Source organism: Labrys sp. KB_33_2 (genome assembly GCF_052114505.1).
Taxonomy (GTDB): Bacteria; Pseudomonadota; Alphaproteobacteria; order Rhizobiales; family Labraceae; genus Labrys.
The window spans coordinates 582,976-599,096 of record NZ_JBFREW010000003.1; the positions used below are offsets into that span (position 1 = coordinate 582,976).

The 16,121-nt window shown below is 65.5% G+C and carries 14 protein-coding genes; 10 read left to right on the forward strand and 4 right to left on the reverse strand.

Going from position 1 to position 16,121, the window contains the following annotated elements; all coding sequences use genetic code 11:
- Positions 1-98: 98 nt before the first annotated feature.
- Positions 99-719 carry a 2,3-bisphosphoglycerate-dependent phosphoglycerate mutase gene (locus tag AB4037_RS08235; protein WP_149253465.1) on the reverse strand — a complete coding sequence of 207 codons (621 nt, stop codon included), beginning with the start codon at positions 717-719 and terminating at the stop codon, positions 99-101.
- A 191-nt stretch (positions 720-910) separates the two neighbouring features.
- Between AB4037_RS08235 and AB4037_RS08240 the strand changes: the two genes are divergently transcribed.
- Positions 911-1,993, forward strand: coding sequence for a cobalt-precorrin-5B (C(1))-methyltransferase (locus AB4037_RS08240; RefSeq protein WP_441771161.1), 1,083 nt, complete (start codon positions 911-913; stop codon positions 1,991-1,993).
- 105 nt (positions 1,994-2,098) lie between these two features.
- On the opposite strand, the gene AB4037_RS08245 is transcribed toward AB4037_RS08240, so the two are convergent.
- Positions 2,099-2,428, reverse strand: coding sequence for a hypothetical protein (locus AB4037_RS08245; RefSeq protein WP_434958323.1), 330 nt, complete (start codon positions 2,426-2,428; stop codon positions 2,099-2,101).
- A 219-nt stretch (positions 2,429-2,647) separates the two neighbouring features.
- Here AB4037_RS08245 and AB4037_RS08250 point away from each other — a divergent pair, with 219 nt between their 5' ends.
- The 6 genes from AB4037_RS08250 to AB4037_RS08275 all read left to right on the forward strand — a co-directional run bounded on the left by AB4037_RS08250 (position 2,648) and on the right by AB4037_RS08275 (position 11,726).
- The gene (locus tag AB4037_RS08250) at positions 2,648-6,022 is read left to right on the forward strand and encodes a transglutaminase family protein (RefSeq protein ID WP_441771162.1); all 3,375 of its coding nucleotides are present in this window, start codon (positions 2,648-2,650) and stop codon (positions 6,020-6,022) included.
- 136 nt (positions 6,023-6,158) lie between these two features.
- Positions 6,159-8,675 (forward strand): circularly permuted type 2 ATP-grasp protein, encoded by a 2,517-nt coding sequence (locus tag AB4037_RS08255; RefSeq protein ID WP_441771163.1) that lies wholly within the window; start codon positions 6,159-6,161, stop codon positions 8,673-8,675.
- A gap of 85 nt (positions 8,676-8,760) precedes the next feature.
- On the forward strand, positions 8,761-9,639 hold the full coding sequence (locus tag AB4037_RS08260; protein WP_434958320.1) for a transglutaminase family protein: 879 nt from the start codon (positions 8,761-8,763) through the stop codon (positions 9,637-9,639).
- Between the two features lie 5 nt (positions 9,640-9,644).
- On the forward strand, positions 9,645-10,172 hold the full coding sequence (gene mog, locus AB4037_RS08265; protein ID WP_434958319.1) for a molybdopterin adenylyltransferase: 528 nt from the start codon (positions 9,645-9,647) through the stop codon (positions 10,170-10,172).
- Between the two features lie 34 nt (positions 10,173-10,206).
- On the forward strand, positions 10,207-10,614 hold the full coding sequence (locus tag AB4037_RS08270) for a VOC family protein (protein WP_441771164.1): 408 nt from the start codon (positions 10,207-10,209) through the stop codon (positions 10,612-10,614).
- A gap of 119 nt (positions 10,615-10,733) precedes the next feature.
- On the forward strand, positions 10,734-11,726 hold the full coding sequence (locus tag AB4037_RS08275; protein WP_434958317.1) for a GlxA family transcriptional regulator: 993 nt from the start codon (positions 10,734-10,736) through the stop codon (positions 11,724-11,726).
- A gap of 43 nt (positions 11,727-11,769) precedes the next feature.
- Here the strand turns inward: AB4037_RS08275 and hrcA are convergent, their stop codons facing one another.
- Complete coding sequence (hrcA, locus tag AB4037_RS08280) at positions 11,770-12,843, reverse strand: heat-inducible transcriptional repressor HrcA (RefSeq protein WP_434959706.1); 1,074 nt, start codon at positions 12,841-12,843, stop codon at positions 11,770-11,772.
- Between the two features lie 244 nt (positions 12,844-13,087).
- On the opposite strand from hrcA, the gene AB4037_RS08285 reads away from it, so the two are divergent.
- Positions 13,088-13,642 (forward strand): DUF924 family protein, encoded by a 555-nt coding sequence (locus AB4037_RS08285; RefSeq protein WP_441771165.1) that lies wholly within the window; start codon positions 13,088-13,090, stop codon positions 13,640-13,642.
- A 24-nt stretch (positions 13,643-13,666) separates the two neighbouring features.
- On the opposite strand, the gene AB4037_RS08290 is transcribed toward AB4037_RS08285, so the two are convergent.
- Positions 13,667-15,010, reverse strand: coding sequence for a cobyrinate a,c-diamide synthase (locus AB4037_RS08290; protein ID WP_441771166.1), 1,344 nt, complete (start codon positions 15,008-15,010; stop codon positions 13,667-13,669).
- 273 nt (positions 15,011-15,283) lie between these two features.
- On the opposite strand from AB4037_RS08290, the gene AB4037_RS08295 reads away from it, so the two are divergent.
- Together AB4037_RS08295 and AB4037_RS08300 are read left to right on the forward strand one after the other, a co-directional pair.
- Positions 15,284-15,712 (forward strand): Hsp20 family protein, encoded by a 429-nt coding sequence (locus AB4037_RS08295; RefSeq protein ID WP_149253477.1) that lies wholly within the window; start codon positions 15,284-15,286, stop codon positions 15,710-15,712.
- 49 nt (positions 15,713-15,761) lie between these two features.
- Entirely contained in the window at positions 15,762-16,019 is a 258-nt protein-coding gene (locus AB4037_RS08300; protein WP_441771167.1) for a DUF1150 family protein, read from the forward strand.
- Positions 16,020-16,121 lie beyond the last annotated feature (102 nt).

The following is a 16,121-nucleotide window of genomic DNA, read 5'->3' on the forward strand; positions in this document are numbered from 1 at the left end:
GGATGCCCGGGTCAAGCCCGGGCATGACAAGGGTTGGTGCTTCTTTCGTTCCCAATCGAGCAGACGCCGCGATAAGGGCGCACAGGCGGGCACACCGGTTATCCCTTCAGTTCCTGCTTGCTGGCGATCGTGGTGTCCGGGTTCAGGCGGTAGACGATCGGCACGCCGGTATCGAGTTCGCGCTTGACGATCTCCTCGCCCGTCAGACCTTCCAGTGCCATGATCAAAGCGCGCAACGAATTGCCATGGGCGCCGACCAGCACGGTCTTGCCGGCCATCACCTGGGGCTGGATGCGATGGATGTAATAGGGCAGCACGCGCGCCGCCGTGTCCTTCAGGCTCTCGCCGCCGGGCGGCGGCACGTCGTAGGAGCGGCGCCAGATATGCACCTGCTCCTCGCCGAACTTCACGCGGGCCTCGTCCTTGTTGAGGCCGGAGAGATCGCCATAGTCGCGCTCGTTGAGCGCCTGGTCGTTGATGGTCTCCAGGCCGTCCTGGCCGAGTTCGCCGAGGATGATCTTGGTGGTGTGCTGGGCGCGCGACAGCACGGAGGTGAAGGCGATGTCGGCCTTGAGCCCGAGAGCCTTGAGACGGCGCCCCGCCTCGTGCGCCTCGGCCACACCCTTCTCCGTCAGGCCGGGATCACGCCAGCCGGTGAACAGGTTCTTGAGGTTCCAGTCGCTTTGGCCATGGCGGCAGAGCACGAGAGTGGCAGTCATCAAAGGGATCCCGTTTCAGGTCGCAGTAGCGCTGACATAACCGGGATTGCAATTAATTGCACTGGCCGAATGCGCCCTGGATTGGCAAAGTGGACTGGGACTGGCAAAACGGCGAATGTCGACGTTGCCGTCCCGTCGTCGGATCATGACTTTGGCGACGGTCAAACTGATGATCTCGCTGGGTTCCTGTCTTGCGTGACCCCTCATCCCCTCTGCGCTACGGCTGGACCACCGGCGCCTGCGCCGCGGCGGCCGCGAAGGCCGCCTATGCGGCACTGCTCGGCGAGGAGTTTCCCGATCCGGTCGTGATCACGCTGCCGCGGGGCGAGCGACCCGCTTTTACTTTGGCCAGGCATGAACGCGGCGAGGGGTGGGCCTGCGCCACCATCGTCAAGGATGCGGGGGATGATCCCGACGTCACCCACGGCGCCCTGGTCACATCGACGGTTCGTCCGGCTGCGCCGGGGACGGGTGTCACCTTCCGGGCGGGGGAGGGGGTGGGAACCGTCACCCGGCCGGGGCTGCCCCTGCCGGTGGGCGAGCCAGCCATCAATCCCGGGCCGCGCAGCATGATCGCCGCCGCCATTGCCGAAATTGCGGCGGCGCATGGCGTTGCCGGGGATGTCGAGGTGACCGTCGCCATCGCCGATGGAGAGGCGATCGCGCGCAAGACCCTGAACGGCCGGCTCGGCATCGTCGGCGGCCTTTCCGTGCTGGGCACGACCGGTATCGTCGTGCCCTTTTCCTGCTCGGCTTGGATCCATTCGATCCACCGCGGCATCGACGTGGCGCGCGGGGCCGGGCTTGATCATGTCGCCGGCGCCACTGGGGCGGCCTCCGAGGAGGCCGTAGCCAGGCTCTACGGCCTTCCGGAGATCGCGCTCATTGACATGGGGGATTTCGTCGGCGGCATGCTGAAATATCTCAGGGTGCATCCGGTGCCGCGCGTCACCGTGGCCGGTGGCTTTGCCAAGATCACCAAGCTGGGCCAGGGCCTGCTGGATCTCCATTCACGCGCCGGCCCGGTCGATCTGCGCTGGCTGGCGGAGCGGGTGGAGGAACTGGGCGGCGATGGCGAGACGGCCTACCGCGTCTCGCAGGCCAATACCGCGATCGAAGCCCTGGAGATCGCTGGGGAGGCGGGCCTCGATCTGCCGCCTCTGGTGGCTCGTCACGCCCTGCGGACGGCGGCCACCGTGCTGCGCGATGCCGAAATCAGCCTCGACATCGCCATTTTCGGTCGTGATGGGGACTTGCTGGCGCGCGCGGACTGAAATCCGGGTGCACGGCCGTCTTGCCCGTTCTTGGAAACACAGCGCTTGCGGGAAGGAAGAACGTGCAAGACGGCCCTACACCCGCAAATATCGCCTCGTCCCCGCTCAGCCGTGACCCGTATTGGTGGTGATGCAGTTGAGGAATTTCACATAGGAGCCCAGCCCCGTGCGCGGCGCGGGCTGGTGGCGGGAAAAGCAGCGGTCCTGCACCTCGGCGGCGGGCGGAGCGCGCCAGATCCGGCGCAATTGGTTGTAGGACATGATTTCCTGCGTCTCGCAGTTCTGGATCATCACGGGGTTTCCCTTGCCGAGCTGCTGGCAGAACAGCTTGTACTGGTAGACCGGCAAGGTGGTGGCCTGTGCCGGCAGCGCGCTCGCGCAGACGGCGGACAGGCAGAGCAAGAGAGCGGCGAAACCGGACGCCGGACGCTTCATGATGATATTCCTCGACCGAAAGGGCGTAGCCAAAAGGGTGCCTCCAAAAGGGCGCCTCTTGGCCTGCTTACCTTGCTCCCGTTAAAAAATCGTGGCTGAGTCTCGCACTCGAAGGGCCCGGATTGGGCAATGATGGCCGTGCTCTGCCTTCTGAATAGGCTTGCCTAGTTCGAGGGCAAACCGATACGCTGCAGCCATCTCTTGGTTAGGGGTCTCGCCTTGTCGATCGTTGCCGCCCTCTATCACCGCACGACCTACGACTATGACCGTCCGGTGATCCTGTCTCCCCAGATCGTCCGGCTCCGGCCTGCCCCGCATTCTCGAACGCGCATCGTCAGCTACGCGCTGAAGGTCGAGCCTGCCCATCATTTCATCAATTGGCAGCAGGATCCGCACGGCAACTGGCTCGCCCGCTTCGTCTTTCCCGAGCCGGCGACCCGCTTTCAGATCGAGGTCGACCTCGTTGCCGATTTCTCGGTGGTCAATCCTTTCGATTTCTTCGTGGAGGATTACGCCAGCCATCTGCCCTTTGCCTATCCCGCCGAGCTGGCGCACGAGCTTGCGCCCTATCTGGAGATCGAGCCGGCGGGCGAGGGGCTGGCTGCCTTCATGGCCTCGATCGAGATGAACGGGCTCCAGGTCGTCGACTTCCTGGTCGAGCTCAACCAGCGCCTGCAGCGCGAGGTCGCCTATACCATCCGTATGGAGCCGGGCGTGCAGGCGCCGGAGGAAACGCTGGCCTTGCGCTCGGGCTCCTGCCGAGACAGCGCCTGGCTGCTGGTGCAGGTCCTGCGCCGGCTTGGTCTCGCCGCCCGTTTCGTCTCGGGCTATTCGATCCAGCTCACCCACGATCTCAAGGCGCTCGACGGCCCGCGCGGCGTCGATGCCGATTTCGCCGATCTGCATGCCTGGGCCGAGGTCTATCTGCCGGGCGCAGGCTGGATCGGCATGGATGCCACCTCCGGGCTGCTGACGGGTGAAGGCCATATTCCGCTGGCCGCCACGCCCCATTATGCCTCGGCTGCCCCGATCAGCGGTGCGCTGAGCGCCACCGGGCCGGTCGAGAGCCAGTTCTCCTTCGAGATGCCGGTGCGGCGCATCGCCGAATCCCCGCGCGTGACCTTCCCCTTCTCCGACGAATCCTGGCGCGAACTCGATGCGCTCGGACAGGAGGTCGAAGCCGACCTCGTCAAGCAGGACGTGCGCCTGACGCTGGGGGGTGAGCCCACTTTTGTCTCCATAGACGACTATCAGGGGGAGGAATGGAATACGGGCGCCGTCGGCCCGACCAAGCGCGGTCTCGCCGATACGCTGATCCGCCGCTTGCGCGCGGCCTTTGCACCCGGGGGCTTCCTGCATTACGGCCAGGGCAAATGGTATCCGGGCGAGTCCCTGCCGCGCTGGGCCTTTTCGCTCTATTGGCGCAAGGACGGCAAACCGATCTGGCAGAATGCCGAGCTCATCGCCCGCGAGCCGAAGCCCGCGAACGGTCCGAACGGCAAGCACCCGATCCGCAAGGTCTTCGATCCCGCGCCGATGCGGATCCTCGCCGAGGGGATGGCCGAACGCCTGGGGATCGAGCCTGCCTATGCAACGCCGGCCTTTGAGGATGCCGCCCACTGGATTCTGCAGGAGGCCCAGCTTCCCGACAATGTCGATCCGATGGAGTCCAAGCTCGCCGATCCCGAGGATCGCGCTCGTATCGCCCGGGTTTTCGATCGCGGCCTCGACCAGCCGGCCGCCTATGTCCTGCCAGTGCAGCGCTGGAACGCCGAACGACGCGATGGCTGGGTCAGCGAACTCTGGCGCATGCGCCGGGGCAAGCTCTTCCTGGTGCCGGGCGATTCCCCCGCCGGCTATCGGCTCCCCTTGTCGAGCCTGCCTCACGTGCCGCCCAAGGCCTTTCCGCATGTGCATCCGGTCGATCCGACGGTGCCGCGCGGCGAATTGCCGGACCGGGCCGAATTGGCGCGTCAGCCGCGGCGGGCCAGCGCAAGCAAGAATGGCAGCCTCCGCCAGCAGGCGCAGGTGGACCAGGAATTCGGCACCGGCGTGGTGCGCACGGCCTTGACCTTCGAGATGCGCGACGGCGTGCTGTGCGTGTTCATGCCGCCCGTTGAGAGCATCGAGGACTATCTGGAATTGCTGGCGGTCGCGGAGGAGACGGCCGAGGCCAACGGCCTCACCGTCCACATCGAAGGCTATCCGCCACCCCATGATCCGCGCATCCAGATGATCAAGGTCACGCCCGATCCCGGCGTGATCGAAGTCAATATCCAGCCCGGCGCCTCCTGGGCCGAGACGGTGGCGATCACCTCCACCATCTATGAGGAGGCCCGGCTCAGCCGGCTCGGGGCGGACAAATTCATGATCGACGGGCGCCATGTCGGGACCGGAGGCGGCAACCATGTCGTGCTCGGCGGCGTCACGCCCGCCGACAGCCCCTTCCTCCGGCGACCCGATTTGCTCAAGAGCATCGTGCTCTACTGGCAGCGCCATCCCTGCCTGTCCTATATGTTCTCGGGCCTGTTCATCGGACCAACCAGCCAGGCCCCGCGCATCGACGAGGCGCGGCATGATAGCCTCTACGAACTCGAGATTGCCATGGAGCGGGTACGCGGACCGCATGGCGGCAATTCCGCCGGTCGTTCCGCTGACGACCTGCCGCCACCCTGGCTGGTCGACCGTCTCTTCCGCAACCTGCTGGTCGACGTCTCCGGCAACACGCATCGTGCTGAAATCTGCATCGACAAGCTCTATTCGCCGGATTCCGCCACCGGCCGGCTTGGCCTGATCGAGTTTCGCTCCTTCGAGATGCCGCCGGACTACCGCATGTCGCTGGCCCAGCAATTGCTGTTGCGGGCGCTGGTCGCCTGGTTGTGGCGCGAGCCGCAGGAAGGTTCCTTCGTGCGCTGGGGCACCCAGTTGCATGATCGCTTCATGCTGCCCCATTTCGTCTGGGCCGATTTCCAGGACGTGCTCGCCGATCTCGCCCGCGCCGGTTACGCCTTCGATCCGGTCTGGTATCAGGCGCAGCTCGAATTCCGCTTCCCGTTCTACGGCAAGGTCGATTATGAAGGGGTTGGTCTGGAAGTGCGTCAGGCCCTCGAACCCTGGCATGTGCTGGGCGAGGAAGGCCTTGCCGGGGGGACGGTACGATACGTGGATAGTTCAACCGAGCGGCTGCAGGTCAAGGTCGAAGGCTTCAATCCCGCCCGCCATGTCATCGCCTGCAATGGTCGGCGCTTGCCGATGAACGCCACCGGCCGAGCCGGAGAAGCCGTGGCCGGCCTGCGCTTCAAGGCTTGGCAACCCGCCTCCGGCCTGCATCCGACCATTCCGGTGCATGCGCCGCTGACCTTCGATGTCATCGATACCTGGTCGAACCGTTCGCTCGGCGGCTGCACCTATCACGTCGCCCATCCCGGCGGGCGCAATTACGAAACCTTCCCGGTCAACGCCTACGAGGCGCAGGCCCGGCGGCTCGCCCGCTTCGAGCCCATCGGGCACAGCCCTGGCTGGCCGGCGGTTCCGCCCGAGGAAAGCAAGGGGGAGTTTCCCTTCACCCTCGACCTGCGCAGGGCAGCGCGATGAGAGGGGCGGCGGACCCATCGATGCATATCTACGCCGGCAAGATTGGGGCGGTTTCCCATGTCCCGCTGTGGGAGAATGGGTCTTGTTCTGACAGGCTGACCTTGCCGACCCGCATCCACTCTCCTGGGCTGCCCTGATGCTCGCCAGGTCTCGCAACCCCGGCCTGCGTTCCTTGCTTGCGGACTACCGGCCGCTGCCGGGGGTCGCCGACGAGTTGATGACGGCGGCGGGGGAAGTGCGTCCGCATTGGTTGCCGGTGCTGAACGAGATAGCCCGCTATAGGGCGGCCGTCGTCTCGCAGCGCTTTGCGGTTGCCGATCGCCAGATCAAGAATTCGGGCGTCTATTATCGCGTCTACGACACGCCCGACGGACGCGACCGGCCCTGGCCGCTTGCCCATGTGCCGCTGGTGATCCCCGATGCCGAGTGGCGTGGCATCGAGGCGGGCATCGCGCAGCGCGCACAACTGCTCGAAACCGTGTTGTCGGATCTCTACGGCCCGGCCACTCTGGTGCGAGACGGTGCGCTGCCGGCGGCCGTGATTGCGGGCAATCCCGACTTCCAGCGTGCCGTGGCTGGCGGCACGCCGCTCGGCGGCGAGCATCTGGTCATCTATGCCGCCGATCTCGGCCGGGGCCCCGACGGAAGCTGGTGGGTGCTCAAGGACCGTGCCCAGGCGCCTTCCGGCATGGGATACGCGCTGGAAAACCGGCTCGCCATCTCAGCCGCGCTGCCCGCCCTTTATCGCGACATGCAGGTCGAGCGGCTGGCGGGTTTCTTCCAGGCCATGCGCTCGACCCTTGCGACCAAGGCCGGGCGGGAGGGCTCCCGTATCGGCCTGCTGACGCCGGGGCCGGCCAACGAGACCTATTTCGAGCACGCCTATCTCGCCCGTTATCTCGGCCTCCTCCTGGTGGAGGGCGCCGATCTCACCGTGCAGGATGGCAGTGTCTATGTCCGTACCATCGAGGGGTTGAAGCGCATCGATGCGCTCGTGCGCCGCCTCGATGCTGATTTCGCCGATCCGCTCGAGCTCAATGCCGGCTCGCGCCTGGGCGTGCCGGGTCTGGTGCAGGCCGTCAGGAAGGGCTCGGTGGCCCTGGCCAACAGCCTGGGTGCCGGGCTGGTGGAGGCTCCGGCCATGCTGGCTTTCATGCCGGCCCTGGCGCGCCGGCTCACCGGCAGCGACCTCATCCTGCCGAATGTCGCCACCTGGTGGTGCGGCGAGGCCGGCGCGCGCGAGGAGGCCCTGGGCGATTTCGAGCAACTGGCCGTACTGCCGGCCTTCACGCGCGAGGTTGCCGGCCTGACGCGCGGCGGCGCGAGCGTCGTGGCCGATCAGGACGCGGCGGGCCAGGCACACCTGCGCGAGGTCGTGAAGGCTCATCCTCTCGAAGTGGTGGCGCAGGAAGTGGTCAGGCTCTCCACCATGCCGGTCTGGAACGGCAAGCGCCTGGAGCCGCATCCTTTCACCCTGCGGGTCTATGCGGTCGCGACGTCGGAGGGCTGGAAGGTGATGCGCGGCGGCTTTTGCCGCGTGGGTGACAGCAATGATCCACGTGCCCTGTCGATGCAGCATGGCGGGCGCTCGGCCGACGTCTGGGTGACGTCGGAACGGCCGGTCGATCATGTCAGCCTGCTGCCGGTGCCGGGCAAGGTTGCGATCAAGCGCAGCCTCGGCCATTTGCCGAGCCGGGCGGCCGACAATCTGTTCTGGCTCGGGCGCTATCTCGAGCGTGCCGAAGCGACTCTACGTGTCGTACGAGCCGTCGGCGAGATCGCGGCGGAGGCGGACGAAGAGGTTGCCGCGGCCACGCAGCGCCTCACCGATCTGCTGATTGCCTGGGGGGCGGCGGCCAAGAGCGAGAAGCCGGAAGTGTCCGGTGGCCGCAGGGGCGGCAAGGTTGCCGTCGAGCCCGTTGCGACCGCTGAAGACATTCTGCGGGACGTGCTGGATGGCGATGAATCTGGCGGCATGCCAGCGTTGATCGGCGCGGCGGCGCGCACGGCATCGGCCATTCGCGAAAGGCTGTCGCGCGACGCCACACAGGCCATCGCCAACCTCGACGCCATGGTCGTGGGGGACCGCAACCTGCCTTCCGCCGACCGGGCGGATCGCTATCTCCACACGCTGGCCGCCTTGTCGGGCCTCGCGCATGAGAACATGAACCAGCTCTCGGGCTGGCGCTTCCTGCGCATCGGACACCATATCGAACGTGCCATCCAGACCTGCCGGCTCATCCGCCGCTTGGGCGACGAGAGCGCCAGTGCCGACATGCTCGATGCCTTGCTGCGCGTGACGGACAGCCGCATCACCTATCGGGCCCGCTATCTGATGGGAACGTTGCGCTTGCCGGTGGTCGACCTCGTCCTGCTCGATGACGGCAATCCGCGTTCGGTCGCCTATCAGGTCATTCACGCCGCCGAGCATCTGGCGGCCCTGCCGCGCACCTATCGGGACGGCGAGGTGGATGCGCTCACCCGCACCATCCGCCTGATGCGAGCCGAGATCGAGACCACGCAGGCGGCCGATGTCGACGACCGCATGATTCTCGGCTTCGAGAACCGGCTGCTCGCGCTGTCCTCGGACCTGTCAGCCCGCTATTTCAACCAGGACGAAGCCATGGCCGAAACCGCCGAGGGGCTGGGGTAATGGTGGAGCAGGGCCAGGCGTGCAAGAATGTAGCGCGACGCCTGACGTTGCGTCCCTCCGCGAAATCTGTCGGCTGAGGCGGCTCGTGCTCTATCTCATTCGCCACACCACGACCTATCTCTACCGGACCGAGGTCGCGGCGGCTCGCTGCACGCTGCATCTCCAGCCTGAGAGCGGCGGCAATCAGCGGGTGTTCTCGGCCCAGCTCACCATCACGCCCAAGCCGCTGGAGCAGACCGACGCCGTCGACTTCTTCGGCAATCACACCACGCATGTCCGCTTTGCCGGCGCAGCCACCCGGCACCGTTTCGAATCGCGTGTGCGTATCGAGGTCCAGCCGCGCGAAATGCCCCATGCCTTGCTGACCCCGTCCTGGGGTGAGGTCAGCCAGAGTGCACTGCTCGTGCCAGACTTCGGCGGCTCGGCGCCGGCGCATTATCTTTTCACCAGCCGTTATGTGCCGCTGCTCGCCGAGGCCCGCGATTATGCGCTTGCCTCCTTCGAGCCGGGGCGGCCGGTGCTCGACGGGGCCGTCGAGATGATGAAACGCATCCATCGCGATTTCGTCTACGACCCCAACGCCACCGATATTTCCACCCCGCTCGACGTGGTTGCCCGCACGCGCCACGGCGTTTGCCAGGACTTCGCGCATTGGATGCTGGCGGGCTTGCGCGCGATTGGTATTCCCGCGGCCTATGTTTCAGGCTATCTGCGAACCCATCCGCCGCCCGGTCAGGAGAGGCTGGTGGGTGCGGATGCCAGTCATGCCTGGGTTTCGGTATGGTGCGGCGCCGGGCTCGGCTGGGTCGATCTCGACCCGACCAATGCGGTGCCGGCAGGCGAAGACCATGTCCGCGTCGCCGTCGGGCGTGACTACGCCGACGTCGCGCCGGTGGATGGCGTCGTCGTCGCCTCGGCCGGCCATAGCCTGCGCGTCTCGGTGGATGTCGCGCCTTTAGGATGATCGAAATGACTGCCAGGATCGGAATTCTGACCATCTCGGATCGCGCCAGCGCCGGGATCTACGAGGACAAGAGCGGTCCCGCCATCGCCGGCTTTCTACAGCGCGTGCTGACCTCGCCCTGGGAAGCCGTGGTGCGGGTCATCGCCGACGAGCAGGACCTGATCGAACGGACGCTGGTCGAGCTTGCCGACGAGGAAGGGTGCTGCCTGGTCTGCACCACCGGCGGCACGGGTCCGGCCCGTCGCGACGTCACGCCCGAGGCCACCGAGGCCGTGTGCGCCAAGATGATGCCGGGCTTTGGCGAGCTGATGCGCCAGGAAAGCCTGAAATATGTGCCGACGGCCATTCTCTCGCGCCAGACCGCAGGCATCCGCGGCCAGACGCTGATGGTCAACCTGCCGGGCAAGCCGGCCTCGATCGAGCAATGCCTCACGGCGGTTTTCCCCGCTATTCCCTATTGCATCGACCTGATCGAGGGGCCGCGGCTGGAGACGGATCCGGCGGTGTGCAAGGCATTCAGGCCGGGTGGCTGATCGGAAGGCAGGGCGTCAAGCAAGGAACAAGGCTATGTTCAGTCATGTCACGGTCGGCGTCGCCGATCTCGAGCGCGCCGCTCGCTTCTACGATGCCCTGTTGGCGCCGCTCGGTCTGCGCCAGCGTCCCGTCACGGCGGACGATGGCCCAGCCGCCCGCTGCTGGATCGGCCCCACCAGGCCTTTGCCGCGCTTTTATGCCTATAACCCGTTCAACCGGCATCCCGCCACGGCCGGCAATGGCAGCATGGTCGCCTTCCAGGCAGTCTCGCCCGAGGCTGTCGACGCCGCCTATGCGGGTGGCATGACGGCCGGCGGCGTCGACGAGGGTCAGCCCGGCGAGAGGGCGCATTATGGCAAGGGCTATTATGGTGCCTATCTGCGCGATCCCGATGGCAACAAGATCCACATTGTCTATCGTGGCGATTTGATCGCGTCCTAGAGAAAATTGCGATTCGAAGAGATCGCAGTTTTCTCTAATTCCTTGTTTTGGCGCATTTTCTTAATCGAAAAGTCGATCAACTTTTCTCGAAAATGCTTTGATCGCCCGGAGCAATAGTCGTGTTCAAGCCGCATGCGGGGCCGGGGCCCATCCGGATCGATTTCCTGCTGGTCCCGCAATTTTCGATGATGGCGTTCTCCGCCGCCGTCGAGCCGCTGCGCGTCGCCAACCGCATGGCCAGGCGACAGGTCTTCGACTGGCGGGCCTGGTCGATGGACGGCGAGCCCGTCAAGGCTTCCAATGGCTGGCCGATCCCGGTGGGCGGGGCGCTGCCTGCCAGTGGTGACATTCCCACCCTGATCGTCTGCTCCAGCTTCGAGCCGGAGCATTATGCCAGCAAGGCGATGCTGGCGCGCCTGCGCCATCTCGCCCGCCGCGGCACCGAGATCGGCGCGCTCGATACCGGGGCCTGGATCCTGGCCGCCGCCGGCTTGCTCAGTGGCGGCAAGGTCACCATGCATTGGGAGGCTGCGCCCGGCTTTGCGGAGGCCTTTCCCGACATCGAGATCAGCGAGGCCCTGTTCGAGGTGTCGGCCAAGCATTTCACCTGTGCCGGCGGCACGGCGGCCCTCGACCTGATGCTCGACATGATCGCCCGCCAATATGGGCAGGCGCTGGCGGTGGCGGTGTCCGAGCAGTTCATCCATGACAGGTTGCGCCCACGCCATGACCGCCAGCGCATGAGCCTGCCCAAGCGCCTGGGCGTCGCCAATGGCAAGTTGATCCGCGTGGTGGCGGCAATGGAGGCCAATCTGGAGGCGCCGCTCGACGCCAAGGCGCTTGCGGCCCTCTCGGGTGTCTCGGCCCGCCAGCTCGAGCGCCTGTTCCGGGCCGAACTCAAGGATTCGCCGGCCAACTATTATCTGCACCTGCGGTTGCAGCGCGCCCGCCTGCTGTTGCGCCAGACCGACATGAGCGTGATGGAGATCGCCATGGCCTGCGGCTATTCCTCCGCATCCTGTCTTTCGCGATCTTATCGCGCGCATTTTGCGGTGACACCGCGCGAGGACCGGCGGGAAGGCGAGAACCCGGGGGTCCAAAAGCGCGGCTGATGCGAAATCGCAGGCATTGCAGGCCGGGGGGTGGGATGGTGCTTCAGGTCTTCAGCAACTTCCCGATGACCTTGGCGGTATAGTCGACCATCGGCACCACGCGGGCATAATTCAGCCGTGTCGGTCCGATCACGCCAAGCACGCCGACGATCTTCTGATTGCCGTCCCGGAAGGGGGCCGCAATCATCGAGGAACCCGACAGCGAGAACAGCTTGTTCTCCGAACCGATGAAGATACGCACGCCGTCGCCGCCCTCGGCGCGGCCGAGCAGGTCGATCAGGTCTTTCTTGGCCTCGATGTCGGCGAAGAGCAGGCGGATGCGCTCCAGATCCTCTCCGGCATGCAGGTCTTCGAGCAGATTGGCCTGGCCGCGGACGATGAGCTGTTGCGGCAGGTCGGAAGAGGCACCGCTCCAGCTTGCCAGGCCGGTATCGATCAACTTGGTGGTGAGGTCGTCGAGTTCGGCGCGGCCGGCATCGAGGGCGCTGCTCATCTCGCGCTTGAGGTCATCCAGCGTCTTGCCGCGGGCACGGGCGTTGAGATAGTTCGAAGCCTCCACCAGTGCCGATGTCGGCAGGCCGACGGGTACCGTAATGACACGGTTCTCCACCGTGCCTTCCTCGGAGACGAGGATGACCAGAGCCTGGGTGGGTTCGAGGCGCACGAATTCGATATGCTTCAGGCGCTGGTCGCGCTTGCCGGTGACGACCACGCCGGCGCCGCGCGACAGGCCCGACAGGGTGGCGGAGGCCTCGATCAAAACGTCTTCCAGGGAGCGGGAGGAGGTTCCGGCCCGGATCTGGGCATCGATCTGCGCCCGGTCCTGGGCGGCGAGGTCGCCGAATTCAAGCATGGCGTCGATGAAGAAGCGCAAGCCCAGTTCGGTCGGCAGCCGCCCTGCACTGGTATGCGGAGCCTGGATCAGGCCCAGCAGCTCGAGATCCTGCATGACATTGCGCACCGAGGCGGGCGACAGCGAGGTCGGCAGCAGGCGCGAAATGTTGCGGGAGCCGACGGGTTCGCCCGTCGCAAGATAGGAATCGACGATCTGGCGGAATATCTCGCGCGAGCGTTCGTTCAGCTGGGCAAGTTCACTCGAAGGAATGGTCGGCGTCACAGCGGACAAGGTCTGTCTCCTCGACGCTAATGTGACGAGCATTCGGCGATTGTTCAATGGTGGAATTGCAGTTTCCGCAGCGCTATGCAGTTTCTTCTCATTCGCATTTCGCCCCTAGAGCGTTTTCCAGAAAAGTTGATACGCTTTTCGATTAAGAAAACGCGTCAAAACAAAGAGTTCGAGAAGAATGACGATTCGGAGAAAAGTCATTTTGATCTAGCCTCGTCAGCTCAAGGAGAACCCTGTGACGGTCGATTCAGTTCCGCCTTCCGCGAGGGCCGTCGTCGATTTCTGGGTCGATGCCGGCCCTGAGCGCTGGTTCGAGAAGGACGAGGCGTTCGACCGTGATTTTTGCGAGCGTTTCCTGGCCGTGCATCAGGCGGCGATGCGCGGCGAACTGGAGGGGTGGGAGGCGACGGCGCCCGGCGCTCTCGCGCTGGTGCTGCTGCTCGACCAGTTTCCACGCAACGCCTTCCGTGACACGCCGGCGATGTATGCGGGCGACCCGTTGGCGCGACGGGTCGCCGCCGCGGCGCTGGCCGATGGCCATGACCGCAGTATCGGCCCGGAACTGCGCATCTTCTTCTACCTGCCCTTCATGCATTCCGAAGAACTCGCCGACCAGGAACGTTCGCTCGCTCTGTGCCGGGCCCTGACCGGCGACTATCTCAGCTATGCCCAGCAGCATCGCGACATCGTCGCCCGGTTCGGCCGATTTCCTCACCGCAATGATATTCTCGGTCGCATTTGCACGCCGGAGGAGCGCCGATTTCTCGACGAGGGCGGCTTTGCAGGGTGAGAGAGCTCCGTTTCCTGAGAACTTCTAGACCTTGTCGATCACGTGGAAGAAGGAGCCAGTAACCCGGCCGCGATGGCTGCCGAGGGCGCCGAGCGAGATGCCATTGGCGTCGCTCACCTCGAAGAGGGGCGGATCGGCCGAGCGCAGGGTGGTCGAGTAATGGAACTCGTGGCCGCGCACGAAGCTGCCTTTCCGGCCGAGCGGGCAATCCTGTTTCAGTTCGGCGAGGCGATAGCCCAGATTCATCTTGCGCTTGGCGAAACTGGTTTCGAGGTCGAGCAGGCCGGTCATGCGGTGGGCCGTGCCTTCCGCATCCGTCAGTACCTGGCCGAGCACCATGTAGCCCCCGCATTCGCCGTGCACCGGGCGCGTCTGCGCGAACAGGCGCAGAGCCTTCTGGAAGCGCGTGGCGGTGGCGAGGCGGGCACCATGTAGTTCGGGATAACCGCCGGGCAGCCAGGCGATATCGGCGTTCTCCGCCGGTCCCTCGTCGGCCAGCGGCGAAAAGGGAATGATCTCGGCGCCCTGGCGGCGCCAGCCAGCGAGGAGATGCGGATAGACGAAGGAAAAGGCAGCGTCGCGGGCCAGGGCGATGCGCTGGCCAGGCGGGCGCAAAGCTGCGTCCTTCGGGTCGGCCAGGCGCAGGCCCGCATCGTCCGGGGCTGCCGGCAACTGCCGCGTGCCGGCGAGGGCCCGGATGGCTTCGATGCTGCAATGGGTTTCGACAAAATCGGCCAAAGCTTCCAGACGCTGGTCGAGCTCGACGGTCTCGTCGGCCTGGACCAGGCCGAGATGGCGTTCGGGCAGCACGAGATCGGCATTGCGCGGCAGCACGCCGACCACGGGCAAACCGGCTTCCTCGATGCCCTTGCGCGCCAGCGCTTCATGGCGGGGGCTCGCCACCTTGTTGAGGACGATGCCGGCGATGTGCACATCGGGGCGAAAACTGGCAAAGCCCTTGGCGACCGCGCCGGCCGACTGGGACTGGCCGGAAATGTCGAGGACCAGCAGCACTGGCCAGCCCTGCCGCGCCGCAAGGCCCGAGGAGGAGCCGTCCCCGCTGGCGCCATCGCGGGCGACGCCGTCGAACAGCCCCATCAGCGCCTCACCGACGAAGAGATCGGCATTGTGGCCGGCTTCGTGGATCAGGCTGTCGAGCAAAGCGGGCCGCATGGCCCAACTGTCGAGATTATAGCTCACCCTTGCTGCCGCCGCGGCGTGAAAGCCGGGATCGATATAGTCGGGCCCGCATTTCATCGGCTGCACGGCGACGCCATTGCGGGCGAGGGCGCGCAGCAGGCCGAGCACCAGGGTGGTCTTGCCGGAGCCCGAACGGGGAGCGGCGATGAGGAGGCCGGGAGGGATCATCACCCGTTCCTGCCCTGCCCCGGAGCGGCGCGCAAGAGCGTTCTGCGATTGGGCGTAACACCGAGAGGCGGACCAAAGAGCTCGCGCAAAAGTGCGTTTTCACCAAAAGGCCGCTTCGCTCCAGGGGGCTTGACCCGGAAATCCCCGCCCCATTTCGGGGGCCCCCTTGAAACCCCCCTGGGCTTGCCCATATTGAGATTGTTCCGGAGTTGCCGGAACGGGGGATGCCGTCAGGGTCCCCGCCACAAAGTCGCTTCCTGCGAGGGCTTTGAAATGTCGCGCGTACCAACCTTGAATTCACCCTTTCTGCTCGGCTTCGATGAGATCGAACGAGCTCTGGACAGGGTCGCCAAAGCCGCCAATGACGGCTATCCGCCCTATAATATCGAGCGGGTCGGATCCTGCGACCGGCCGCCGGAGAGGCTGAGAATCACACTCGCCGTCGCCGGCTTCAGCCGCGAGGAACTCGACGTCTCGATCGAAGAAAACCAGCTCGTCATCCGTGGACGGCAGGTGGACGACAAATCCCGAGTCTTCCTGCATCGCGGTATCGCAGCTCGCCAGTTCCAGCGCACTTTCCTCCTTGCCGACGGCATGGAGGTGATGGGTGCGGATTTGAAGAACGGCCTGCTTTCCGTCGACCTGATCCGCCCGGAGCCCGAGCGCGTCGCCAAGCGCATCGACATCTCGGTGCGGGACTGACGACCCGGTTGCCCCTTTTTCCATTGTTTCCAACGTTCAGGAGGGTCCCATGATCCGGAACGACAAGACTGTTGTGCCTACCCCCGAGATGCTGGCTGCCCTGGGCGCCGGACATGTCGCCTATGTCAAGCCGATCATGTCGGAAGACGCCATGCGGCTCTATCCGCAGCTTGGCGAGATCCGTCCCGGCTTGAAGCTGTTCACCCTCAATGCCGCCGATGGGACGCCGATCATGATTTCCGATTCGGCCGAGAGCGCGGTCGCCAATGCCTGGGAGCAGGAACTGGAGCCGGTTTCCCTGCATTGAACGGCGGGCCGCGGCTCGATCGGTCAACGAGAAGTGTATCCGCTTAACGTGGATCCAGGGCGGCGAAGCGCAAGCTTTGTCGCCTTTTTACGTCGAACCAGC